Annotated in this window: 26 protein-coding genes; 20 read left to right on the plus strand and 6 right to left on the minus strand. The window is 70.1% G+C overall.

Annotated elements, in window-relative coordinates; all coding sequences use genetic code 11:
- Position 1 precedes the first annotated feature (1 nt).
- Together L107_RS12060 and L107_RS12065 are read left to right on the plus strand one after the other, a co-directional pair.
- The gene (locus L107_RS12060) at positions 2–769 is read left to right on the plus strand and encodes an ABC transporter ATP-binding protein (RefSeq protein ID WP_159819130.1); all 768 of its coding nucleotides are present in this window, start codon (positions 2–4) and stop codon (positions 767–769) included.
- An 11-nt stretch (positions 770–780) separates the two neighbouring features.
- Complete coding sequence (locus L107_RS12065; protein ID WP_159819132.1) at positions 781–1,830, plus strand: aromatic ring-hydroxylating dioxygenase subunit alpha; 1,050 nt, start codon at positions 781–783, stop codon at positions 1,828–1,830.
- On the opposite strand, the gene L107_RS12070 is transcribed toward L107_RS12065, so the two are convergent.
- Both L107_RS12070 and L107_RS12075 read right to left on the minus strand, forming a co-directional pair.
- A complete protein-coding gene (locus tag L107_RS12070; RefSeq protein ID WP_159819134.1) occupies positions 1,779–1,994 on the minus strand; it encodes a hypothetical protein in 216 nt (71 codons plus the stop codon). The genes L107_RS12065 and L107_RS12070 overlap by 52 nt on opposite strands.
- Before the next feature lie 19 nt (positions 1,995–2,013).
- Positions 2,014–2,871 (minus strand): sugar phosphate isomerase/epimerase, encoded by an 858-nt coding sequence (locus tag L107_RS12075; RefSeq protein WP_236550661.1) that lies wholly within the window; start codon positions 2,869–2,871, stop codon positions 2,014–2,016.
- A 171-nt stretch (positions 2,872–3,042) separates the two neighbouring features.
- Between L107_RS12075 and L107_RS12080 the strand changes: the two genes are divergently transcribed.
- The 4 genes from L107_RS12080 (at position 3,043) to L107_RS12095 (ending at position 9,096) form a co-directional block, all read left to right on the plus strand.
- Positions 3,043–4,014, plus strand: a complete 972-nt coding sequence (locus tag L107_RS12080) for a fatty acid desaturase (RefSeq protein WP_236550662.1) — start codon at positions 3,043–3,045, stop codon at positions 4,012–4,014.
- 11 nt (positions 4,015–4,025) lie between these two features.
- On the plus strand, positions 4,026–5,117 hold the full coding sequence (locus L107_RS12085; protein WP_159819136.1) for an alpha/beta fold hydrolase: 1,092 nt from the start codon (positions 4,026–4,028) through the stop codon (positions 5,115–5,117).
- A gap of 88 nt (positions 5,118–5,205) precedes the next feature.
- Entirely contained in the window at positions 5,206–6,453 is a 1,248-nt protein-coding gene (gene glnT / locus L107_RS12090; protein WP_159819138.1) for a type III glutamate--ammonia ligase, read from the plus strand.
- 639 nt (positions 6,454–7,092) lie between these two features.
- On the plus strand, positions 7,093–9,096 hold the full coding sequence (locus L107_RS12095; RefSeq protein ID WP_159819140.1) for a glycosyltransferase: 2,004 nt from the start codon (positions 7,093–7,095) through the stop codon (positions 9,094–9,096).
- Here L107_RS12095 and L107_RS12100 read toward each other — a convergent pair.
- Positions 9,005–9,361 (minus strand): helix-turn-helix domain-containing protein, encoded by a 357-nt coding sequence (locus L107_RS12100; protein ID WP_236550663.1) that lies wholly within the window; start codon positions 9,359–9,361, stop codon positions 9,005–9,007. The two genes, L107_RS12095 and L107_RS12100, sit on opposite strands and share 92 nt — an antisense overlap.
- Positions 9,362–9,504: 143 nt before the next feature.
- Between L107_RS12100 and L107_RS12105 the strand changes: the two genes are divergently transcribed.
- The 10 genes from L107_RS12105 to L107_RS12150 all read left to right on the plus strand — a co-directional run bounded on the left by L107_RS12105 (position 9,505) and on the right by L107_RS12150 (position 17,380).
- Complete coding sequence (locus L107_RS12105) at positions 9,505–10,572, plus strand: alkene reductase (protein WP_159819142.1); 1,068 nt, start codon at positions 9,505–9,507, stop codon at positions 10,570–10,572.
- 1 nt (position 10,573) lies between these two features.
- Positions 10,574–11,092 carry an NADPH-dependent FMN reductase gene (locus L107_RS12110; protein ID WP_159819144.1) on the plus strand — a complete coding sequence of 173 codons (519 nt, stop codon included), beginning with the start codon at positions 10,574–10,576 and terminating at the stop codon, positions 11,090–11,092.
- Between the two features lie 11 nt (positions 11,093–11,103).
- Positions 11,104–11,796, plus strand: a complete 693-nt coding sequence (locus L107_RS12115; RefSeq protein ID WP_159819146.1) for a pirin-like bicupin family protein — start codon at positions 11,104–11,106, stop codon at positions 11,794–11,796.
- Positions 11,797–11,866: 70 nt separating this feature from the next.
- Entirely contained in the window at positions 11,867–12,232 is a 366-nt protein-coding gene (locus L107_RS12120; RefSeq protein ID WP_106222842.1) for a hypothetical protein, read from the plus strand.
- A 13-nt stretch (positions 12,233–12,245) separates the two neighbouring features.
- The gene (locus L107_RS12125; RefSeq protein WP_106222841.1) at positions 12,246–12,674 is read left to right on the plus strand and encodes a Hepatitis C virus core protein; all 429 of its coding nucleotides are present in this window, start codon (positions 12,246–12,248) and stop codon (positions 12,672–12,674) included.
- A 95-nt stretch (positions 12,675–12,769) separates the two neighbouring features.
- A complete protein-coding gene (locus L107_RS12130) occupies positions 12,770–14,938 on the plus strand; it encodes a glutamine synthetase III (protein ID WP_159819148.1) in 2,169 nt (722 codons plus the stop codon).
- Positions 14,939–15,093: 155 nt separating this feature from the next.
- Positions 15,094–15,360, plus strand: a complete 267-nt coding sequence (locus tag L107_RS12135; RefSeq protein WP_159819150.1) for a DUF3136 domain-containing protein — start codon at positions 15,094–15,096, stop codon at positions 15,358–15,360.
- Positions 15,361–15,470: 110 nt separating this feature from the next.
- Complete coding sequence (locus L107_RS12140) at positions 15,471–15,890, plus strand: tellurite resistance TerB family protein (RefSeq protein ID WP_236550664.1); 420 nt, start codon at positions 15,471–15,473, stop codon at positions 15,888–15,890.
- A complete protein-coding gene (locus tag L107_RS12145; protein WP_159819154.1) occupies positions 15,887–17,047 on the plus strand; it encodes an NAD(P)/FAD-dependent oxidoreductase in 1,161 nt (386 codons plus the stop codon). The genes L107_RS12140 and L107_RS12145 overlap by 4 nt, the downstream gene beginning before the upstream one ends.
- Before the next feature lie 60 nt (positions 17,048–17,107).
- Positions 17,108–17,380 carry a hypothetical protein gene (locus L107_RS12150; RefSeq protein ID WP_236550665.1) on the plus strand — a complete coding sequence of 91 codons (273 nt, stop codon included), beginning with the start codon at positions 17,108–17,110 and terminating at the stop codon, positions 17,378–17,380.
- Between the two features lie 19 nt (positions 17,381–17,399).
- Here L107_RS12150 and L107_RS12155 read toward each other — a convergent pair whose 3' ends face one another.
- The 3 genes from L107_RS12155 to L107_RS12165 are packed head-to-tail and all read right to left on the minus strand — an operon-like array spanning position 17,400 to position 19,622.
- The gene (locus L107_RS12155) at positions 17,400–17,687 is read right to left on the minus strand and encodes a DUF427 domain-containing protein (protein WP_370515487.1); all 288 of its coding nucleotides are present in this window, start codon (positions 17,685–17,687) and stop codon (positions 17,400–17,402) included.
- 50 nt (positions 17,688–17,737) lie between these two features.
- Positions 17,738–18,316, minus strand: coding sequence for a DUF2808 domain-containing protein (locus tag L107_RS12160; protein ID WP_159819158.1), 579 nt, complete (start codon positions 18,314–18,316; stop codon positions 17,738–17,740).
- Between the two features lie 25 nt (positions 18,317–18,341).
- Entirely contained in the window at positions 18,342–19,622 is a 1,281-nt protein-coding gene (locus tag L107_RS12165; RefSeq protein WP_159819160.1) for a glutathione S-transferase family protein, read from the minus strand.
- Positions 19,623–19,740: 118 nt separating this feature from the next.
- On the opposite strand from L107_RS12165, the gene L107_RS12170 reads away from it, so the two are divergent.
- The 4 genes from L107_RS12170 to L107_RS12185 all read left to right on the plus strand — a co-directional run bounded on the left by L107_RS12170 (position 19,741) and on the right by L107_RS12185 (position 23,066).
- Positions 19,741–20,259, plus strand: coding sequence for a phycocyanin subunit beta (locus L107_RS12170; RefSeq protein WP_015108656.1), 519 nt, complete (start codon positions 19,741–19,743; stop codon positions 20,257–20,259).
- A 345-nt stretch (positions 20,260–20,604) separates the two neighbouring features.
- Positions 20,605–21,876, plus strand: a complete 1,272-nt coding sequence (locus L107_RS12175) for an ammonium transporter (RefSeq protein WP_370515488.1) — start codon at positions 20,605–20,607, stop codon at positions 21,874–21,876.
- 13 nt (positions 21,877–21,889) lie between these two features.
- Entirely contained in the window at positions 21,890–22,228 is a 339-nt protein-coding gene (locus tag L107_RS12180; protein ID WP_159819162.1) for a P-II family nitrogen regulator, read from the plus strand.
- Between the two features lie 115 nt (positions 22,229–22,343).
- The gene (locus L107_RS12185) at positions 22,344–23,066 is read left to right on the plus strand and encodes an SDR family NAD(P)-dependent oxidoreductase (RefSeq protein ID WP_159819163.1); all 723 of its coding nucleotides are present in this window, start codon (positions 22,344–22,346) and stop codon (positions 23,064–23,066) included.
- Positions 23,067–23,070 lie beyond the last annotated feature (4 nt).

Here is a 23,070-nt window from a genome sequence, read left to right on the forward strand (position 1 = left end):
CATGCATCTCCAGGTTTCCCAGGTCTCCAAGAGTTTCGGCGAGGGGCGGGATCGCAAGCTCGTTCTCGAGAACATCAGCTTCGAACTGGTCTCGGGTCAGTTCATGGCCCTGGTCGGCAGTTCCGGCTCCGGCAAGTCCACCGTGATGCGGCTGATCGCCGGTCTGGAGCGGCCCAGCGAAGGCACGATTCAGCTGGATGGCGTGCCGGTCCGGCGCCCCGGCTCCGACCGGGGCATGGTGTTCCAGAAGTACAGCCTCTACCCCTGGCTCACGGCGGCGCAGAACGTGGCCTTCGGCCTCTCGCTCCAGGGACGGGACAAGGCGGAGATCCGCGAGCGGACCGCCTACTTTCTCGATGTGGTCGGGCTGGCGGACGCGGCCCGGCTGCTGCCCCGGGAACTGTCAGGGGGCATGCAGCAACGGGTGGCCATCGCCAGGGCCCTGGCGACAGAGCCGAAGGTGCTGCTGCTGGACGAACCGTTCGGGGCGCTGGATCTGCAGATCCGCGAATCGATGCAGGACTTCCTCCACGATCTCTGGAAGCGCACCGGACTCACCGCCCTGCTGATCACCCACGACATCGAGGAGGCGCTGCTGCTCGCCACCACCGTTCACATCATGGCGCCGCGGCCCGGCCGGATCGTCCACAGCGTCGATGTCCGGCTGGATCGCTCCGACCTGCGCCACCTGCGCGTGTCCCAGCCCTTCCTGGAGCTGCGGGAGGAACTGGCCAGCCGCCTGCGCAGCCTGGATGGCTCCCTGCTCTGACTGTTCGTTCCATGGACACCGCCACCCGGGCCGCCTTTCTGCCGCCGGAGCTCTACGGCTCCCCGTCCGTCGCCGCCCTCGAGCGCGAGCACTACGCCACCCGCTTCTGGCACCCCGTCGCCGCCGCCGCCGATCTGCCGCCGGGGCATGTGCGGGCGCTGGAGCTGCTGGGGCTTCCCGTGCTGCTCTGCCGCAGCAGTGATGGCGTGGTACGGGCCTTCCGCAACCGCTGCCCCCACCGGGCCGTGGCCTTCCGCGAGCCGGCGGAGGGCAGCGTGGCGTGCCGCAGGCTGGTCTGCCCGTACCACGGCTGGACCTATGACCTGGGCGGAACGCTGCTGGCGGCTGCCCGGGAAGGGGAGTTCGTCGACCCGTTCGAGCGCGGCGCCTGGCCGCTGGAGGCCCTCGGCTGCCAGGTGCGGGCCTCCCTGATCTGGGTGGCCCTGGGGGCCGATCCGATCCCCCTCGACGACCAGCTCGATCTGCCGCTGCAGGAAGCCCCCGACGCCCTCGCCCCACCCCTGGTGCCCCTGGCCTTCCACGAACGGGGGCTCGCCTGCAACTGGAAGATCGCCCACGACAACACCCTCGACGACTATCACGTCGCCATCGCCCACCCCACCACCCTGCATCGGCTGCAGGGCCCGGTGCGCGACTACCGCCATCGCTTCGGCACCTGGGCCAACGTGCTGGCCACCCCCTCACCGGAGGGGGACGGTGCCTTTCTCACCTTCGGCCTGCCGCCGTGGAACCACCTCTTGCTGTGGCCAGATGGCCGGATGGCGATGATCCAGTTCCTGCCCGAGACATTGGACACCTGCCGCATGCAGGTCTGGCTGCTCGGACCCCCCTCACGCCAGGACGAAGGGGAGGCTCTGATGGCGGAGATGGTTCATTTCCTGGCCGAGGACCGAGCTCTGGTGGAATCGGCCCAGCGCGGTTACGGGGATGGCTTCCGCACCGGACCGCCCCACAGGCTGGAGGCCCGGATCCTGCACCAGCAGGCGATCTACGCGGCGCTGCTGGAGCCCTGGTACGCGTCGGGGCGGATGCCCAGGTAGGCGGCCTCCTTGAACAGGGCGCGCTTGGCATCGGCGTCCTGGCGCTGCTCGGCGATGGCGTAGCGGGCCCGCAGGGAAGCGACCAGGGCCGCCTGGCGGGGATCGGACCCTTCGCTGGAATGGCCGGCCGACGGGGTGGCGGTCGGGGCGTCGATCACGTTCATCATGGCGTCACTCTGTTCACTATGAACACAGCTTATCGCTGTTGCCGGTTACTGGCTGGCTGCGCAACCACTGCGCCATCGCCCTGTTGATCGTCAGCAGGTCGGCCACCGGACGGTCGGTGAAGGGCAGGGTGGGCATGTAGCCGTCCGGTCCGAACTCGGGGGTGAAGCTGGGCGGCGCAGCACCACGCTGGAGCGCCCTCTCCGTGAACAGCCGCCAGCAGGCCCGGTGGGCGGCGAGTGCCTCCGCATGCTCGGGGGCGAAGGGATGGGACACCTGGGGACCCTGAGCATGGCCCACCCGGGCATGGATGTGGTCGACCCGATCGGCCATCGCCTGCACCGGCTCCAGATCCGGGGTCATCAGCCGTTCGGCCACGACGCACCAGTGGCTCAGGTCGGCCGTGAGCCGCAGAGCGGGCACGGCCTCCAGCAGCGGCACGATCGTCCAGGGCATCCCCAGGCAGCGGGAACGGTGGGTCTCGAAGCTCACCGCCAGGCCACTGGTCGCCGCCAGGGCCTGGGCCTCGGCCAGGAAGGCCTGTTGCCGCTCCAGGGGCCAGGCATCGCTGCCGGTGAGCACGGTCACCCGGTGGGGGCGGAAATCGGCGCAGCGCTGGAGCTGGTCGTCCAGTTCCGCCAGGTGCTGCTCCGGCGTGACGGCCAGCTCCGGCACGTAGCCGCCGCCGGTGACCACCTCCAGCACCAGGGGGCTGGCGGACCCCAGCAGGCGGGCGGGTCCGTCCGGATCGCCGACCAGGGAGGGATGGTGGATGTTGAGCTCCAGCCCGTCGAAGCCCCCGACCTCGGCCGTCTCCAGGGCCGTGGTGAGGGGACCCTCGAAGCCCCAGAGGGAGAAGAACAGCAGGGAGGGCACCGGACCGGCACAACGCAGGTACCACTCTTCCTTGCTGCTGGACAGCAGCGGGTAACCATCCCCACAGGGCGCCACACCCGATGCGAGTGTTCGTGACGAACGGTGTCCGGCGCACCCCAAGCGGGACAGTGGACTCACCACGTCTCCCTCCGCCGACCGACGGCGACCTTCGTGACCGCCTCCCCACCCTCCGCGCCACCGGCGGCCGGCCCGGGCGCCGCCGAGCCGCTGTTGTCCGCTCCGCTGCTGCAGCGCCTCAACGAGCGTCGCGACGGACCCGGCTGGCGCCGGCTGACCTTCCACCTCGCGGTGCTGGGGCTCGGGGCCCTGCTCTGGGGATGGCCCTGGCCGCAGGCCCTTCCCGCCGCTGGCTTCTGGGCCCTGCGTCTGACGGGCCTGCTGCTGCTGGGCTGGGGCCTGGCCTTCGGCTTCTGCGCCATGCACGAGTGCGGCCACCGCACCGCCTTCGCCGACAAGGGCCTCAATGACACCGTGGCCTGGTGGGCCGGTCTGCTGAGCTTCTACAACGCCGATTACTACCGCCGCTATCACCAGTGGCACCATCGCTTCACCCACCAGCCCGGGCTCGATCCGGAGCTGGAGGAAGCCCCCCCCAGCACCCTGGCCGGCTACCTGCTGGAGCTCAGCGGCATTCCCTGGTGGATCGGCAAGCTGCGGGGCCACACCGCCGGCCTGCGCGGTGACTTCGGCGGCAGGCCCTACATCCCCGCCGAGGCGGCCGCGGCCGTCACCCGCTCGATCCGGCTCCAGGTCGCCGTGTACGCCGCCCTGCTCGCCGCCTCCCTCTGGCAGGGCAACGGCGCCCTGTTCTGGTACTGGCTGCTGCCCCTGGCCGTCGGCCAGCCCCTGCTGCGCTTCGTGCTGATGGCCGAGCACGGGGGCTGCAGCACCGACAGCAACGGCCTCAGCAACACCCGCACCACCCAGACGCTGCCTCCCCTGCGCTGGCTGATGTGGGAGATGCCCTTCCACGTCGAGCACCACCTCTACCCCTCGGTGCCCTTCCACGCCCTCGCCGAGGCCCACCGCCATCTGGCCCCCCACGAGGTGCACACAGGCCAGGGCTATCTGTCGGTGCACCGCGACTTCCTGCGCGATCCCGCCCGACTCGCTCTCCCCTGAAACCCACTCCCTTGCTCGCCAGCCCAGCCCCCCCGCGCCGCTTCGCGCTCGGGGATCTTCCCCTCGCCGCCGGGGGCATCCTTCCCTCCGCCTGGCTCGATTACCGGGTCTACGGAACGCTGGCCAGTGACCGCTCCAATCTGGTGCTCTATCCGAGCTCCTACGGCGCCTGGCCCGAGGACATCGACTGGGTGGTGGGGCCGATCCTCGATCCACAGCGCTGGTGCGTGGTGCTGGTCAGCCAGTTCGGCAACGGCCGCTCCACCAGCCCCAGCAACGCCGGTCCAGGGCTCGTGGCGGGGCGCTGGCCCGTGGATCACCGTGACAACGTGGCCGCCCAGCGCCGGCTGCTGGAGGAGGTTTTCCAGGTGGCGAGCCCGGCCCTCATCTACGGCTGGTCGATGGGGGCCCAGCAGGCCTACCACTGGGCCGTGCTGGAGCCGGAGCGGACCCGGCGCATCTGCTGTGTCTGCGGCACCGCCCGCACCACCGCCCACAACCGGGTGTTCCTGCTCAGCCTGCGCCAGGCCCTCACCGCCGATCCCCACTGGGATGGGCTGCGGTTTCAGGGGGTGCCGGAGCAGGGGTTGCGCACCTTCGCCCTGATCTACGCCAGCTGGGCCGCCAGCCAGCCCTTCTATCGCCGCGGCGCCCATCGCCAGCTGGGCTACGCCAGCGTCGAGGCCTACGTGGAGCAGGCCTGGCTGCCCGCCTACCGCCGCCACGACCCCCATGACCTGCTGGCCATGCTCGACGTCTGGCTGGCGAACGACGTGGCCGCCGCCGCCGGCATCACCGCCGCGGGTGGCGATCGCAGTGGTGCTGGCGATGGCAGTGGCGATGGCGGTGGCGATGGCGGTGGCGATCCCGATGCCGACCTGGCCGCGGCCCTGGGCCGGATCCGGGCCCGCACCACCGTGATCGCCGGCCGCCACGACCTCTATTTCACCCCCGACGACTGCCGGGCGGAGGCCGCCCTGATCCACGGTGCCCACTTCGAGGTCCTGGAGTCCGACCTGGGCCACCGGGCCGGCAACCCCCGCGACTCCCCGGCCGAGCAGCGCCAGCTGCGGGCCGCCATCGACCGGCTCTGCGCCGACTGACGGCCCAGCGCCGACGGACCGCCTCCGGACCGCCCCCGGCCAGCCATCACCCTCGCCGGCCTGAACCCGCCCACCCCGCACTCCCCCGATGACCGATCTGGCCCGCTTCGCCGCCACCCATGGCATCCGCCACTTCCTCTTCTCCTTCTGTGACCTGTTCGGGGTGCAGCGGGCCAAGCTGGTGCCGGCGGCCGCGGCGGCGGAACTGGCCCGATCCGGCGCCGGCTTCGCCGGGTTCGCCGCCTGGCTGGACATGACCCCGGCCGATCCGGACGTGCTGGCGATCCCCGATCCCATCAGCCTGATGGTGCTCCCCTGGCAGCCGGACGTGGCCTGGGTGGCCACCGATCTGCAGGTGGAGGGCCAGGTGCTGGAGCAGTCGCCCCGCCGGGTGCTGCAGCGCCAGATCGCCCGGGCGGCGGCCCTGGGCCTGCAGTTCCGCAGCGGTGTGGAGGCGGAGTTCTTCCTGATGGACCCGGAACGGGACGCCATCGCCGATGGCCTCGACCGCCAGTCCAAACCCTGCTACGACCAGCTGGCCCTGATGCGCCACTACCCGCTGATCAGCGAACTGCTGGACGGCATGGAGAGCCTCGGCTGGGGCCCATACCAGGCCGATCACGAGGACGCCAACGGCCAGTTCGAGCTCAACTGGACCTATGCCGAATCCCTGCTGACCGCCGACCGCCATGCCTTCTTCCGGGTCATGGCGGCCGCCCTGGCGGAGCGCCATGGGGTGCGGGTGAGCTTCCAGCCCAAGCCGATTCCGGCCCTCACTGGCAACGGCGCCCACCTGCATGCCTCCCTCTGGGACGAGGGGGGGCGCAACGTGTTCCACGACCCGGCCGGGGAGAAGGGCCTGTCGGCGATCGCCTACCGCTTTCTGGCCGGTCTGCTGGCCCATGCGCCGGCCCTGTGCGCCCTGACCAATCCGGTGGCCGGCAGCTACCGGCGGCTGGCGCGGTCCGTCACCAGTTCCGGGGCCACCTGGTCCCCCTCCTGGATCAGCTACGGCGGCAACAACCGCACCCACATGGTCCGCATCCCCGACGACCAGCGGATCGAGCTGCGGCTCGGCGACGGCGCCGCCAACCCCTACCTGCTCCAGGCGGCGGTGCTGGCGGCGGGCCTGGACGGCATCGAACGGCAGCTCGATCCCGGGGCCCGCAGCGACGTGAACACCTACGTGGAGTCGCCGGCGGGGGCGGCCTCCCTGCCCACCTGTCACGCCGATGCCCTCGAGGCCTTCCGCCACGACGCGCCCCTGCGGGACGCCCTGGGGGAGCCGTTCTGCACCGCCTACGAAGCCCTGGTGGCCCAGCGCAACGACGAGTGAGGGCGCCGGGGGCGAAGACCGGCACGATTGCCTATGGCCAGGGCGGCGGGGAGGGGTGAAAGTGAGTGCAGAAACCAGGAGGCTCCAGCGATGGATGACACCCCACCCGGTCAGATGTCAGGAGTGTGCTGACGGCAGGCCCCTGCTCCAACAGTCTTGTTCCCATCAACGGTTTCCCGGTCGTTCACCGATCACCCGATGCATCGTTCAGGTGCCCACGGGTCCATGGAAACCGGCCCCTGGATGCCTCGGCCCCAGGTGCCTCCCTCCGCAGCTCCGACTCCGAAACCCACCTCCGGGGACCCCAAGGGATCCCCAGCCCCGCTGACCTCCCATTGATGGCGCGCCCATGGCGGTGGAGCATCCTCGGCTCCACCCCATCACCCATCCACGGTCCCCAAGGACCCGATCGTCAGCACTCTGATCGTCAACCGTCCCATTGAATCCGTCACACCGACCGTTCAAGAGGAGTCACCGCCGACATCAGACAACCCGAACCACGTCAGGAACGGCACCGTTCCGACCCAAGCCCGGCGATCCTGGACGCCGGGCTTTTTCATGGGCCATCGCCGGTCGGGCGGCCGGATCCCGCCGGCCCGGTGCAACCGCCTAGGTTGTCTTAACAATTGGTCAGGGTCGATGACACGCCTGCCCTGGGCCGTGCTGCTGCTGACACTGCTGGGGGCCCGCTACCTGGCCTGGCGATTCAGTGCCAGCCTCAACCTGGCCACCCCGCTGGCCGCCAGCCTGAGCCTGCTGACCCTGGCGGCGGAACTGGTCCTGCTGGCCGGGTTCTTTCTGCAGCTCTGGTTCACGCTCCTGCCCGAACGGCCGGCGCCCGCCGCCGGTCCGATCCCCACCCCGGCCCCGTCGGTCGACGTGCTGGTGCCCAGCTGCGGCGAACCGGCCGATCTGGTGGAGCGCTGCCTGCGGGGCTGCCTGGCGATGGACTACCCCAGCCATACGGTCTGGCTGCTCGACGACAGCGACCGGCCGGAGCTGGCGAAACTCTGCGATCGCCTCGGCTGCCGCTATGTCGCCAGGCAGGAGCACGCCCACGCCAAGGCCGGCAACCTCAACCACGGACTGCGCCTCGCCACAGGGGAGCTGGTGGCGGTCTTCGACGCCGACGTCGTGCCCCTGCAACCCTTCCTGCGCCGCACGGTCGGCCTGTTCGCCGACCCGGCCGTGGGTTTCGTGCAGACGCCCCAGAGCTACATGAACGCCGATCCGGTGATGCGCAACCTGCGCCTGGAGCGCTGGCTGCTGCCGGACGAGGAAAGCTTCTACCGCTGGATCCAGCCCACCCGCCAGAACCTCAATGCCGTGGTCTGCGCCGGCACCTCCTTCGTGATGCGGCGTGAGGCGCTCGAGCGGGTGGGCGGCTTCGAGACGGCCACCCCGTCGGAGGACCTGGCCACCGGCATCCGCATCACCGCCGCCGGCTACCGCAACCATTACCTCTCCGAGAAGCTGAGCGCCGGCCTGGCGCCGTTCACGGCGGCGGCCATGGCGCGGCAACGCTGCCGCTGGGGCAGCGGTTCCCTGCAGACCCTGCGCACCGGCGCCGATCCGCTGCGGATCCCCGGGCTCAGCCCCCTGCAGCGGCTGGCCTACAGCGAAGGCATCCTGCACTGGTTCAGCTTCCCCGCCCAACTGGTGCTGCTCTGCACGCCGCTCAGCCTGGGCCTGCTGGGCATCGCCCCGATCCTCTACAGCGGCGAGGCCCTGCTCACGGTCGCCATGCCGTTCGTGTGCAGCCAGCTGCTGCTCACCCGCTGGCTGAGCGGCCACGCCCGCGCCGCGATCCTGCCGGAGCTGTACCGCTGGATCTTCCTGGTGCCGATCTGTGCCGCCGTGGTCGCCACGGCCCTGGGCCGACCGCGGCGGTTCCGGGTCACCCCGAAGGCGGTGGTCGGCCGGGGGGCCTCCGGCCCGGATCCGGGCCTGCTGCTGCCGCTGCTGGTGCTGCTGGCGCTGCAACTGGTGGCGCTCTGGAACCTGGCGCCGGTCCGGCTGCCCCTGCTGGCCGGCCAGCAGGGGGTGCTGCCGGTCTCGGCCGCCACGGTCGGGGTGGTGCTGGGCTGGAGCCTGCTCAACGGCCTGCTGCTGCTGCTGGCGATCCGGAGCTGCTGGGATCGGCCCCACCGGGATGGGGTTCCCTGGTTCGCCCTTTCGGTGCCGGTGCGGCTCCGGCACCGCGGCGGGATCGCGCACGGGCGTCTGCGGGCCGTCAGCGCAACGGGCGCCGAACTCGGCCTGGAGCGGGCGGAGGACGGACCGGTGCTGCGGGCGGCCGACAGCCTCAGCCTGGAGGGTCTGGTGCCCGGTGTGGCGCTGCCGTTCCTGGCGATGGCCCTGGAATCCGGTGCCATCGGCGGGGTCTGGGGGCCGCTCACCCCGCCGCAGCGGGATGAGCTGGAAACCCTTCTCTACCGACGCGAGGGACTCTGGCCCACCCTGCGGGCCCCCTTCGAGCTCCGCACCCTGCCCCTCGTCCTGCTGCGCACCCTGCAGCGGGTGGCACCGGAGAGCTGGTTCCGCCGCAGTCTCATTCCCCAGCTTCCACCGCTGGTGGGGCTGCCGCTCCCCAGGCGTGCAGACCTTCCAGCACGGGCAGCAGCGCCCGACCCCGCTCGCTGAGGTCGTACTCCACCCGCGGCGGCACCTCACCGAAGACGTGCCGGCAGACGACCGCATCGGCCTCCAGCTCCCGCAGCTGGGCGGTCAGCACCTTGTGACTCACCCCCGTCAGGGCCCGCTGCAGGGCCGAGAACCGCTGGGGACCTTCGCGGAGCCGGCAGAGAATCAGCAGTTTCCAGCGGCCGCGCATCACCTGCAGGGCCAGCTCGGCCGGGCAGAGCTCGGAGCCACCGGAGGGCTCGGGATCGGAACGGGAGGCCGTCACGGGTCTCGGTTACCGGTGGGTGCCCCAGGCACAAGCCGGTGCGTTCTTGTCAGTCAGGGTGCGTGTCCGCCAGAGTCCCTCTTGACCTTAACAATCCCTTACGGCCCGGGGCTTTCCCGCCCCGGCCGGCCGGTCACCGCCCCATGAGCGACCTGTTCACCCCCCTGACCGTGGGCCCGCTGCCGCTGCCCAACCGGGTGCTGATGGCCCCCCTCACCCGATGCCGGGCCGAGGCGGACCATGTCCCGGGCCCGCTGATGGCCACCTATTACCAGCAGCGGGCCAGCGCCGGCCTGCTGATCGCCGAAGCCACGATGGTGATGGAGGGCAACTCGTCCTTCTGGCACGAGCCCGGCATCCATTCGGCGGCCCAGGTGGCGGGCTGGCGGCTCACCACCGACGCGGTCCATGCCGCCGGTGGGCGCATCGTGCTGCAGATCTGGCACGGCGGCCGGGCCTGCCACCCCCTGCTCAACGGGGGCCGCCAGCCGGTCGGGCCGAGCCCGATCGCCATCACCGGCGATGAGGTGCACACCCCGGAAGGGAAACAGCCCTACGTGGTCCCCCGGGAGCTGGCTGACGACGAACTGCCCGCGATCGTGGCCGGGTTCCGCCAGGCCACCCGCAACGCCATCGACGCCGGCTTCGACGGGGTCGAGGTGCATGGCGCCAACGGTTACCTGCTCGATTCGTTCCTGCGGGACGGCAGCAACCGGCGCCAGGGTCCCTACGGGGGGCCGGTGGCCAACCGGGCCCGGCTGCTGCTGGAGGTGCTGGAGGCCGCCCAGGCCGAATCCCCCCTGGTGGGCCTGCGGATCTCGCCGCTGAACGGCTACAACGCCATGGTCGACAGCGACCCCATCGGGCTGTCGGGCTGGCTGGCGGAACGGCTGGAGAGCACCGGACTGGATTATCTGCACGTGATGCGGGGGGACTTCCTCGGCCAGCAGCACGGCGACGTGCTCACCCCGATCCGGGCCGGCTTCAGCGGGGTGCTGGTGGGGAACATGGGCTACACGGCCGAGGAGGCCAACGCCGCCATCGCCGCCGGCCAGCTCGATGCGGTGGCCTTCGGCACACCGTTCCTGGCCAACCCTGACCTGCCTGAACGACTGCGCCGCGGCGCCCCCCTGCAGGCCGCCGATCCGTCCACCTACTACACCCCCGGTCCGGCCGGCTACACCGACTACCCCTTCCTGGAATCCGCCTGACATGACCCCCGATCTCCTGGTGCTCAGTGCCAGCAACGGCGAGAACCTGAAACTCGCCGAGCGGTTCGCCGCCGCCGGCCGCGCCCGCGGCATGGCCGCCGAGGTGCTGGACCTCACCAGCCTGGCGCTGCCGCTCTACAACCCCCGCACCCACGCCGCGGCCGGCCTGCCCGCCGAAGTGGAGGGGCTGAGCCGCAGGCTCGAGACCGCCCCCCGCTGGGTCATCTGCGCCCCCGAATACAACGGCTCCCTGCCGCCGGTGCTGACCAGCGCCATCGCCTGGCTCTCGGTGCAGGGGGACGGCTTCCGCACCCTGTTCAACGGCCGGCCGGTGGCGATCGCCACCCATTCCGGCGGTCCCGGTGTCGAGGTGCTGGCCGTGCTGCGCATCCAGCTGGCCCACCTCGGGGCTCACGTGGTGGGTCGCCAGCTCTCCAGCAGCCGCAGCAATCCCGCCAAGGACAGCAGCATCGACGACATCGTGCACCGGCTGCAACGCATGGAACTGATCCAACCCTGAGAACCCGCCCCATGACCCTCGTCTTCCGCCCCGCCGCCGAGCGCTTCCACAGCCAGCTCGACTGGCTGGACAGCTGGCACAGCTTCTCCTTCTCCCACCACCACGATCCGGCCTGGATGGGGTTCGGACCGCTGCGGGTGATCAACGACGACACGATCGCCGCCGGCCGCGGCTTCGGCATGCATCCGCACCGGGACATGGAGATCGTCACGGTGATGGTGGACGGCCAGCTCAACCACCAGGACTCCATGGGCCACAGCGAGGTGCTGCGGGCCGGAGAAGTGCAGGCGATGAGCGCCGGCACCGGCGTGGTCCACAGCGAGATGAACCGGGGCGCCATCCCCTGCCGGCTGCTGCAGATCTGGATCGAGCCGGACCGTGCCGGCCACCCGCCCGCCTACCGCCAGGAGCCGTTCGTGCTCCGGCCCGGCTGGACGCCGCTGCTCGATCCGGACGGCCGCGATGGGGCCCTGGCCATCAACCGGCCGGTGCGGCTCTGCCGGGCCCAGGCCGGTGCCGGCGAGCGGCTGGAGCTGGCCATCGCCCCCGACGCCACCGGCTGGCTGCAGATGATCGAGGGGGAGGGCACGGCCTTCGGGCGACCGCTGCGGCGGGGTGACGGTCTGGGCTTCGCGGCGGCCCCGGCGGACAGCTTCCTGGCGGGCCCTGCCGGGGCGGATGTGCTCCTGTTCGAACTGCGCTGATCGGCCCCCGGCGGCCCCGGCGGACGCCGCCCCCGGCACGGCCCCAGGATGGGGGGACCAGCCCGACGTCATGGCCCGTTTCCTGCTCCTCTTCAGGCCCCGGGTTCCCCTGCCGCCGACGGAGCTCATCGGTCGGCTGGATCCCCTGGTCCTGCGGTTCCACGCCGACGTGGAGCACCGCTCGCCCGCCCATCTCAGCGCCATCGTGCGGGGGGAGCACGAGACCCTGCGGCTGCAGCTGATCGCCGACGTGCAGGCCAAGGCGGATGGCCCCGTGCTGGAACTGGTGCTGATGAGCCGGGAGGCCATGGGGGCCGGGGCGCCCCACACCAAGGCGCTGTTCGAGACCCTGGTGGCGATCGCGGCCGAGGTGATGCCCGACCTGGAGCTGGTGTTTCGATCCGACAGGGACGGCGCGCTCCCTGACCGCAACTGAGAGAATCCATCGGATGCAGACGCTCTCACCGACCCCTGCCGCCCTTGCGGAACTGCAGCCGCCCCGCGGCTACCGCGTGCTCGCCTGGCTCGGCCTGGTGGCCAACCTGCTGGCCCTGCCGCTGGGCCTGGCGGCGATCCTGCTCTCGAGCCTCTGGCGGACGGCCAATATCGTCGTCTACACCAGTGCCGTGCTGCCGGCGGTGGCCCTGGGCGTGGTCGCCTGCGTCGCGCTGCTGAAGTGGCGCCTCTGGGGCCAGGTGGTCGCGATCGTGGCGCTGTCGCTGGATCTGGCCATCGAGATGGCCTACGGCATCGTGCGCCTGGCGCTGGTGGGCGAGGAACGGCTCCTGCTGGCGGTGGCCGCCCCCCTGGCCTGGGGCCTGACCCTGGCGGCCCTGGTGTTCTGGTGCCGTCCCGCGATCCGTTCCTACCTGCGCTGAGGGCCGCCGGGCAACCTGCCGTTCTGTATCAACGGCTCCACCCATGGGGCAGGACACAAGGATTGGATACCCCCCAGCCGACCCAAGCTGTTTCCATGCCCAGCCCCCAACGCTTCGCCGCCATTCAGGAGATTCACCAGCGCCCCCCGGTGGTGACTCCCCCCATCGAGTCGCTGGATGAGCTCTGGGCCAGCGACGTGTTCAGCCTGGCCAAGATGAAGGCGGCCCTGCCCAAGGACATCTTCAAGTCGGTGCAGCGCACCATCAAGGAGAACGGCAAGCTCGACGTCTCGGTCGCCAACGTGGTGGCCCAGGCGATGAAGGAATGGGCGACCAGCCGTGGCGCGCTCTACTACGCCCACGTCTTCTACCCCCTCACCAACGCCACCGCCGAGAAGCACGACGGCTTCATCTCGGTGCAGGGGGACGGCTCGGTGATCACCGAGTTCACCGGCAAGGTGCTGGTGCAGGGGGAACCCGACGGCTCCTCCTTCCCCAGCGGCGGCATCCGCACCACCTTCGAAGCCCGCGGCTACACCGCCTGGGACATCACCAGCCCGGCCTTCCTGATGGAGACCCCCAACGGTCTCACCCTCTGCATCCCCACCGTCTTCATCTCCTGGACCGGTGAGGCCCTCGACAAGAAGACCCCCCTGCTGCGTTCCAACGCCGCCATGAACAAGCAGGCCCAGCGGCTGCTGCGGCTGCTCGGGGAAAGTGACGTGGCCCCGGTCAACTCCAGCTGCGGCGCCGAGCAGGAGTACTTCCTGGTCGACAGCGCCTACGTCCCCCTGCGCCCCGACCTGCTGCTGGCGGGCCGCACCCTGTTCGGCAAGCCCTCCGCCAAGGGCCAGCAGTTCGACGACCACTACTTCGGCGCCATCCCCCAGCGGGTGCAGGTGTACATGCAGGACGTGGAGCGTCAGCTGTACAAGCTGGGCATCCCCGCCAAGACCCGCCACAACGAAGTGGCGCCGGGCCAGTTCGAGATCGCCCCGTTCTTCGAGGCGGCCAACGTGGCCACGGATCACCAGCAGCTGATCATGACCATTCTCAAGAGCACGGCACGCCGCCACGGCATGAACTGCCTGCTCCATGAGAAGCCCTTCGAAGGCATCAACGGCTCGGGCAAGCACGTCAACTGGTCGGTGGGCAATGCTACCCAGGGCAACCTGCTGGATCCCGGCAGCACCCCCCACGAGAACATGCAGTTCCTGCTGTTCTGCGGCGCCGTCATCCGCGGGGTGCACAAGTTCGGTCCGCTGATGCGGGCCGTGGTAGCCACGGCCGGCAACGACCATCGCCTCGGTGCCAACGAAGCTCCTCCGGCCATCATCTCCGTCTATCTGGGCAGCCAGCTGGAGGACGTCTTCCGCCAGATCAAGGAAGGGGACGTGAAAGGCTCCAGCAACGCCGGCGTGATGCAGCTGGGCGTCGACACCCTGCCGGAATTCCCCAAGGATCCCGGCGACCGCAACCGCACCTCCCCCTTCGCCTTCACCGGCAACCGCTTCGAGTTCCGGGCCGTCGGCTCCAACCAGTCGGTGGCCGGCCCCCTGGTGGCCATGAACACGATCCTGGCCGATTCGCTCGCCTACGTGAGCGATCAGCTGGAGCAGAAGATGGCCGCGGGGGAAAGCCTGCCCGGCGCCGCCTTCTCCGTGCTCAAGCAGATCATGACCGACCACGGCAACGTGGTCTTCGGCGGTGACGGCTATTCCAGCGAATGGCACCGCATCGCCGTGGAGGAGCGGGGCCTGGAGAATCTGCCCACCACCGCCGATTCCCTGCCCGTCCTGCAGCGGCCCGAGGTCCGCGACCTGTTCGCCCAGCAGGGTGTGCTCACCCCCCTCGAGCTGGAGAGCCGCTTCGAGGTCTACGCCGAGCAGTACGTGCTCGCCATCGACGTGGAGGCCAAGCTGGCGGTGCAGATCGCCCAGACCCAGATCTATCCGGCCGCCATGCGCTACCTGGGAGAGCTGGCCAGCTCCCTGCAGCTCCAGACCTCCATGGGCTTCCAGGTGTCCTCGGAAACCCAGACCAAGGTGGCCTCCCTCAGCGCCAAGCTCATGGAGCTCAGCAGTGCCCTGGAAAGCGCCATCGGCAACGCTCCCCACGGCACGATGGCCCACATGCGCTACTCGGCCGACACTCTGCTGCCGCTGATGCACCAGCTGAGGGAGGTCGTCGACGGTCTCGAGGCCGTGGTGGACGACAACCTCTGGCCCCTGCCCTCCTACCAGGAGATGCTGTTCATCCGCTGATCACCCCATCGGCCCCGACGGGGAGGGCCCTCCGGGGCCCTCTTTTTTTGGCGGTCCTGCCCGCGGGCTGGGCCGCCGGGGCGAAACCTCACGATCTGCCCGCTTGGTTCCCCTCGGCACAGTCGCTGTCCGAGCCGAGGTGCTGGAGTCGATGCATGAGCGTTCCTCCCGACCAGCGCCCCAGCGCCGACCGGTCCCGTGACCTCCCGGACCTGGATGAGCACTACGGGTCCTACTGCCGGGCCATGCGGATGCTGGTGCGGGAGGGCAAGAGTCTCAAGACCGTGCAGCGGACCGTCTGCTGGCAGCAGCTGGCCCGGCTGCACGACTGCCGTCCGGCGCGGTATCAGGAGCCGGACGCCCTCTATCTGAGGCTGTGCCGTGAGGGCGGGGCCGCCGGCGGCGGCGCCGCGAAGCGCTGAGGAGCGCACCGGGGCGGCGGGGATCCTTTCCCGGATTCGGTCGCATCGGCCACTGACAGACACCCCTGGAGCGAACGATGACAGGGGGTCCCAAGCTTTCCACGTTGTCCATGGACGCCCCTACGGCCTTCGCCGCGGTCGCTCTCGCCGCCGTCTCCTGGGACGGTGCCCTCACCATGGCGGGCACGCGGGCCCTTCGCCACGCCCTCGACTACCGCGCCCCCTTCAAGGGCAGGAGCGACAAGGAGATGATCAGCCTGATGGACACCCTGCTCCAGGGGCTGCGGGCCAAGGGGGCGATCGGCCTGATGGAGGAGGCGGCCGCGGTGCTCGACGACCGGCAGCGGCACACGGCCTATGCGGTGGCGGCGGAGATCATGCGCTCCGATGGCCCTCTGCAGGACCAGGAGCAGGCGATCCTCGCCGACCTGGCCAGCACCCTGCGCCTGGACCCGGAGGAGACCACCAAGGTGCTGGAGGTGATGGACGTTCTCCATGCCAGCATCCTGCAGCCCGCCGTGAGCGCATGAGTTTCGCCCCCGCCGGCCTCCGCATCGCCGTGGTGGGGGCCGGCAGTTCCGGCCTGCTGCTCGCCCTGATGCTGCAGCGCCAGGGCCACCGGGTCTGCCTGTTCGAGCGCTCCGGACGGCTGCGCACCGAGGGCTGCGGGATTCTGCTGGTGAAGAGCGGTGTGGAGGCGGTGGCGGCGGCCGCCGTCCCGGGCCTGCTCGACGACCTGCTCGCCGGCGGCCATCCGGTGCAGCGGTTCGTGTTCCGCAACCTCCGGGGCGACCTGATCGAGGCCAGCCCGGCCGAGCGGGAGGCCGGGGAGCTGCCCTCCCTGCTGATCCACCGCCGCGCCATTCTCGATGCCCTCTGGGGCCATTTCGATCCCGCCGGCTTCCACGGCGACCATGCGCTCGTCAGCTGGAGCCAGGGGGAGGACGGGGTCGTGGCCCGCTTCGCCGACGGCCGGCAGTGGACCGGGGATCTGCTGGTGGGGGCCGATGGAATCTTCTCCCGGGTGGCGGCCCTGCTCTGCCCGGATCGGCGCCTTCAGTACCTGGGGGACCGGGTCTGGCGGGGGGTGGTGAGCGACGAAAGCTTCTGCAGGGGCGGAGATTTCTTCGTCTATGCCCGGGGCCGGGGCATCTACGCCAATTTCTTCGACCTGGGGCCCGACCGGGAGGGTCGTGGGCGCACCCACTGGGGCTTCTTCCAGGAGGAGGAGCTTCCCGACGACCGGGAGACCCGGCAGCGGCTTCTGGAAGAGGGGGTGCCCGCCGCCGCCCTCGCCAAGCTTCCGGCTGATGCCGCCGCCGTGATCGCCGCCACCGCCCCGGAGGGCGTGGTGGCCAACTGGTCGTTCGACATCGATCCCCTGCCCGCCATCGTGGCCGGGCGGGTGGCCCTGATCGGCGACGCCGCCCATGCCATGAGCTCCTCCCAGGCCCGGGGGATGACGGCGGGACTGGAGGATGCGGTGGCCCTGGCGGCAACGCTCGCGCCGGGCGCCGCCGCCACACCGCAGCTGGCGCTGCAGGCCTACCAGGAGGAGCGGCTGGCGGTCGTCCACCGTTACCAGGAACGCAGCCGCCAGGTGAGCCATCGCACGGGAAGGAAACGCCCGCCCACCCGGGCGGCCAGCGCCGCACCGGTTACGGAGCAACACCGAAAGATGTTGTGAAGGTGACAGTTCCGATCTGGCACAGGGGCCAGAATGCCAATCCTGTATACGAGGCAAGACGTGGCGATCTCCTTACCTCAGTCCTCCCGCTCGCGCAGCATCTCCCAGACGCGCAGCAGCGCCCAGACGTGCCGCACCTACCGGCTGGTGGATCTGCAGGGTGAGCCCCATCCCATCCTCGACGACCTCTACGAATCCCTGGATGCCGCCTGGAGCGAGGCGCTCCACTGGTGGCAGGAGGAGTTCGGCCCCGTCCAGGGTCCTGTCGGCATCGGCGTGGAGGTGAGCACCCTCAGCGGCGAGTGGCGCACCCTCCGCTATCCCGGCACCTGATCATGAGGCCCCTGGGGCCTCAGGTCACCGTCACCCCTTTCCAGAAGGCCACCCGGCCCCGGATGTTGCTGGCCGCTTCCTTCGGCTCCGGGTAAAACCACACAGCGTTGGCATTCTCCTTGCCGTCGACGATCAGGTCGTAGTAGTGGGCTTCCCCCTTCCAGCCGCAGAACGAGCGGTGGCTGGAGGTGCGGATGAAAGCCGGGTCGAGGGCCTCGGCCGGGAAGTAGGCATTGCCTTCCACCGTCACGATGTCGTCACTGCTGGCGATCACCTTTCCGTTCCAGCTGGCCTGCATCGTGGACATCCTTTGGGGGCACCATCCTGGCGCCTGACCAGCGACAACGGCCGATCGTCTCACCACTCGTTGGGCTGGTAGATCCTCAGGGTCCCCACCCCCACGGGGCTGGGAACAGGCCCGGGGCCGGCAGGGATCGCCGTCACCTGGAACAGGTAGGTGTCGGCCTGGACGGGATTGGTCCAGGGCCGCAGCGACACCGTGACGGTCGCGCCGGGCGGCACGGGCTCGGGGAAGCTGAGGTCGAAGCGCCTGGCCGCAGGGTCGAACCCGGCCTGCACCGGGATCCGGGGCCCCTCACGGCGGGGCACCCCGAGAAAGGCACGGGTGCGCTCGACCGCAAACGGGAACTGCCAGTCGGCGCCGCGGATCTGCTGGATGGTCATGCCACCGAGGGAGGCCCCTGCGCCCGCCTCCAGGCTGAGGGTGAAGAAGTACTCCGCCGGCGACTGGCCCACGTTGGTGGTGTAACTGGTGAGGGTGACCTTCCAGGGGGCGCGCAGGAACTGGGTGCGACCGCCCGGTTCCTGGGCGAGGGCGGCGGGGGCGGCGGCCGCCATGGCCAGGGTCAGGACGGCCAGGGGCGGCACCAGCCGGCGGAGACCCCCCAGGGGGGCACGAGCCGAAACGTCTGCCATCGCCTCCACCGGCACCGATCCAACCCTAGGGGCCGCCGCCCGGGGGGCGGCTGGCGACGGCCAGGAAGGGGGAGGGATCCTGGTCACGGCGATGCTGCACCGGGATCGGTTCCCCCGCCGCCGAGGGATCGGCCGGATCGAGGCGGGCGGTGGCCTCCAGGGAACGCCGCAGCAGGCGGGCCGCGTGCAGCGGCATGTCCCGGGGCACGCTGATGCGATCCCGCAGGTAGCGCAGGCCCCCGGCCGAACCGGGGGGAGGCGGACAGTCCAGGCCCGTGATCAGCCGGGTGAGGGCGCAGCGCAATGGCCGCTCGAACCCCTCGGCTCCGAGGGGATTGCGCGCCAGGAGGGCCCCCCGGTGCCGGAGAACCCGGGCCAGAGCCACGGAGGCCGCGTCGGCCGGCTCGCTCTGGCTGGTTTCCGGGTCGGCGCCGGGTGGCGCCACGATCGGCCAGGGACCGGCATCGATCCGGTCGGCCAGATCCCGCTGCTCGCCGCTGCCGCTGGCGTAACAGCCCCCCATCTGGGGGGGCAGGTCATGGGCGTGGGTGTGGAAATCGCTCTGGGTGCCGAGGTAGGTGGGGCGCTCCTCGAGGGCCCGGAACCAGCGATCGATGGCCGGATGGCGCTCCCGCAGGAGGTAGCCCTTGTAGTAGGCCAGGCTGGCGTTCATGCGCTCGACGTAGGGCACGAAGATCAGATCCACCGTGCCCAGGTCCCCGAGCAGAAAAGCTCCCGCCTGGGCGTCGAGGGCGGTCGCGAAGCGCTCCGCCCAGCGGTCGAAGCCCTCCCGGCCCCAGGCCTCCTCGGCGGCCCCCCGGGCCGGGACGCAGAGCCACTGGCACCAGGCCCGGAACAGCTGACGCTCCAGCTGGCGCAGCGGCAAGGCCCGGGACGACTGCATCGAGTCGCCGAGGGGGCCGAAGCTCTGCTCGAGGGCCTCGAGGATGCGGTCGCTTTCGGTGAGCAGCCGACCATCCAGCTCCAGGGCCGGCAACATGCCGCTGGGCACCCGCTCGGTGTACCAGGGCTCCTTCTGCCCGTAGCAGAACATCGTCACCTTGCGGATCCGATAGGGAATCCGCTTCTCCTCGAGCCACAGCCAGACCTTCTGGCAGTACGGACACCAGGCGTGGTGATCGCGGTACAGCGTGACCCGGACCTCCGCCTCCGGGCGGCCGAACAGCCTCAGCCGGGCCTGGGGGCTGGCGGGGCCGGCCGTTCGATCGCCCGGCAACGGGCTGGCCGCCAGGGCCAGCGCACCCCAGTCCATCGGCTCGGGAGGCCTGGTTGCGGAGCCGGCCATGCGGGGGGGCGGGGGCCATCACCCTAGTCAGGCCGGCAGGGGCGCTTCCTCCGGCGCGCTCGCACCAGCAGGGCCGGCGAATCTAAAGTTCACAACTCCACGCTTTCCAGCAGCCCCCATGTTCGACGCCTTCACCAAGCTCGTCGCCCAGGCCGACGCCCGCGGCGAATTCCTCAGCCCCGGCCAGATCGACGCCCTGGGAGCCATGGTGGCCGAGAGCAACAAGCGGATGGACACGGTCAACCGCATCACCTCGAATGCCTCCAAGATCGTCACCAACGCCGCCCGCGATCTGTTCGATCAGCAGCCCGCCCTGATCGCCCCCGGCGGCAACGCCTACACCCATCGCCGCATGGCCGCCTGTCTGCGCGACATGGAGATCGTGCTGCGCTACATCACCTATGCGATCTTCACCGGCGACGCCTCCGTGCTCGAGGACCGCTGCCTCAACGGCCTGCGGGAGACCTACCTGGCCCTTGGCGTGCCCGGTGCCTCCGTGGCCGAAGGGATCCGCAAGATGAAGGACGCCGCCATCGCCATCGCCAACGATCGCAACGGCATCACCCCCGGTGACTGCTCCGCCCTGATGTCGGAAGTGGGAACCTACTTCGACCGCGCCGCCGCCGCCGTCGCCTGAGCGGCATCATCCGGCCAGACCCTCAAAACTAATGCCGGGGCGCAGCCCCGGCTTTTTTGTGACCGTTCACTGGCTGGAGGGTCGGAATGTCGGATTCGCTACACAGGCATGTCAGGCAAGCGTTGAGGGTGATTTCTGCCCATTCCAAGCATTCCCCCTTTTCCGATGCATGGATCACCGACCAGTGGGGCGTCGTCGTCCGCACTGACGACCTTCAACCGCTTTCGCAACAGATGCCTGGGTGGCCTCCAGGACCAACGACTCAGGCGGATCGCCTTCTTTCTGCTGGCGGCGGGCGCCGGCATCGGTCCGTTGCTGGCCGGCTCGGCCAGGGCAGCTCTGGCCATGGCCCCCACCGACGGGGCCGACACCCTGCTGATGCTGGTGGGTTCGGCCCTGGTCCTGCTGATGACACCGGGCCTGGCCTTTTTCTATGGAGGGTTCACACGTCCCAAGAACGTGTTGAACTGCATGATGATGAGCTTCTTCATGATGGGGCTCATCGGGGTCCTGTGGGTGGTGATCGGCTACAGCCTGGCCTTCGACACCGGCTTCGGCAGCCCCTTCATCGGCGGCCTGGGTGCGATGTTCCTGCATGGCGTCGGTGGTGAGCTCGGCGACCAGCCCCTGGCCGCCGGCTTCCCGATCAGCGCCACCTCCTTCGCCCTGTTCCAGGGCATGTTCGCCATCATCACTCCGGCCCTGATCTCCGGCGCCCTGGTGGAGCGGGTCAGTTTCAAGGCCTGGTTCTGGTTCTGCCTGATCTGGAGCCTGCTGATCTATTCCCCGATGGCCAAGATGGTGTGGGGCGGCGGCTTCATCGGTCCGTTCGGATCGATCGGGGCGATCGATTTCGCCGGCGGAACCGTCGTCCACATCGCGTCCGGCGTGGCAGCCCTGGTGGCGGCCGCCATCATCGGGCCGCGCACCACCTGGCCCAACAGCAAACGACCACCCCACAACGTCCCCTTCATCCTGCTGGGGGCGGGTCTGCTGTGGTTCGGCTGGTTCGGCTTCAACGGGGCCAGCATGTTCGCTTCCAAGACGGCGGGCTATCCCTTCCTCACCACCACCACCTCCGCCTCGGCGGCCCTGCTGACCTGGTGCCTGATTGAGTGGTTCAAGGATGGAAAACCGACGGCCGTCGGTGCGGCCACCGGTGCCGTGGCGGGGCTGGTGGGCATCACTCCCGCCGCCGGTTTCGTGTACATCGAGCAATCGCTCCTGATCGGCATCCTCACCGCGGTGGCCTGCTTCGTCGCCGTTCGGGTCAAGGCCGCCATCCAGTTCGACGATTCGCTGGACACCTTCATGGTCCACGGTGTTGGCGGCACTGTGGGAGCCCTTCTGACCGGAATTCTCGCCTCCAAGGCGCTGGTTCCAGGGGATTACTTCCCACTCTCGGCCAAAATCCTTGAGGAATCAGGAAACTTCGGCCTGTTCATCGCCCAGCTCAAAGCCGTTATCCTCACCTATGGATTTGTCGCGCTGGGCACGGCTATTATTCTCTGGATTCTCGGAGCCCTGATGCCTCTGCGCGTCGGGCCTGAAGAGGAAGAGCGCGGTCTCGACTTCGTGGCTCACGGGGAAGAGGCGTACGATCCAATGACCAACTGAAGACAAACCTTCCATGAAAATGATCACGGCCATGGTCCGCCCCTCCAAGGTGGATGCCATCAAGACAGCCCTCGTCGCCCTCGACATCATCGGCATGACGGTCACCGATTCCCGTGGATTCGGCCGCCAGAAAGGCCAGGTTGAGCGCTACCGGGGAACGGAGTTCACCGTCGAGTTCCTTCCCAAGGCGAGGATCGAGATCGTCGTTCCTTCCGCGAAGGTGGACGCGGCGATCGCCGCCATCACCGAAGCGGCCCACACCGGCGAAATCGGCGACGGCAAGCTCTTCGTCACCCCGGTGGAATCGGTGATCCGGATCCGCACCGGCGAATCCGGCGAATCCACCCTCTGAGCCACGGCCGCCGGCAACGGCGCCACACCCGGAGCTGGCCCATGCGGTCAGCTCATTTTTTTTGGGCCTCTGAACCGGACATCGGCCAGGATTTCCGGATCCGTCGTCGCCGGCCATGGAGCAGCCCCGCACCCTGCTGATCAGCGGCGCCAGCCGGGGCATCGGCCGGGCCATCGCCGAACAGGCCCTGGCCGAGGGCCACCGGCTCAGCCTCGGCCTGCGCGATCCCGACGCCCTGCCGGAGGGCCCGCTCCGGCAGGCCGCCAACCGGCGGAGCGAGCGAGTGTTGGTGCATCCCTACGAGGCGCGCGACCCCCTCCAGGCGGCGGCTTGGGTGGCAGCGACGCTGTCCCGCTTCGGCGCCATCGACGGGGTGATCCACTGCGCCGGTCTCTTTTCCCGGGTGGGCCTGCTGTTCGCTCCGGGGGACGAGCAGGAGATCGAGGACCTGTGGCGCGTCAACCTGATGGGTCCCTGGTGGCTCACCCGGGCCGCCTGGCCGGCGCTGGTGGCCAGCGGCGACGGGCGGGTGATCACCCTGGTGTCGATGAGCGGCCAGCGGGTGAAGGGCCCCCTGGCGGCCTACCCCTGCAGCAAGTTCGCCCTGATGGCCCTGTGCCAGTCGATGCGCAACGAGGGCTGGGACGCCGGGATCCGGGTGACGGCGATCTGCCCGGGCTGGGTCAACACTGCCATGGCCTCCCAGGTGACGGCCCTGCCGTCCGGCGCCATGACCCAGCCCGAGGACCTGGCCACCCTGACCGCCCAGCTGCTGCGGCTGCCCGCCAGCGCCGTGCCCTTCGAGCTGAAGATCAACTGCGTGCTGGAACCCTGCTGAGGCC

Origin of the sequence: Cyanobium sp. Copco_Reservoir_LC18, assembly GCF_009834675.1 — a bacterium.
In the GTDB taxonomy this organism is placed as follows: domain Bacteria; phylum Cyanobacteriota; class Cyanobacteriia; order PCC-6307; family Cyanobiaceae; genus Cyanobium; species Cyanobium minutissimum.